The 225-nt window shown below is 72.4% G+C and carries 1 pseudogene; it reads right to left on the bottom strand.

The window, feature by feature from the left end:
• Window positions 1-37 precede the first annotated feature (37 nt).
• Window positions 38-225, bottom strand: a pseudogene (locus SZN_RS37420) (MBL fold metallo-hydrolase); the annotation flags it as partial.

Genomic DNA, 225 nt, shown 5'->3' with positions numbered 1-225 from the left:
GTTCACACGGGGCGCGCGCCGGGCTCCGCCGCGCCGGTCACCACCCCCGCGCGCGCCACTCCGGCAGGTGCGGGCGTTCCGCGCCCAGGGACGTGTCGTCGCCGTGCCCGGGATAGACCCAGGTCTCGTCCGGCAGCACGTCGAAGATCTTCGTCTCCACGTCGTGGATCAGACGGGCGAACGCCTCCGGATCCTTGCGGGTGTTGCCGACACCTCCCGGGAACA

Origin of the sequence: Streptomyces zinciresistens K42, from assembly GCF_000225525.1 — a bacterium.
GTDB classification, from domain to species: Bacteria; Actinomycetota; Actinomycetes; order Streptomycetales; family Streptomycetaceae; genus Streptomyces; species Streptomyces zinciresistens.
This window is presented reverse-complemented; position numbering and strand designations above follow the sequence as displayed.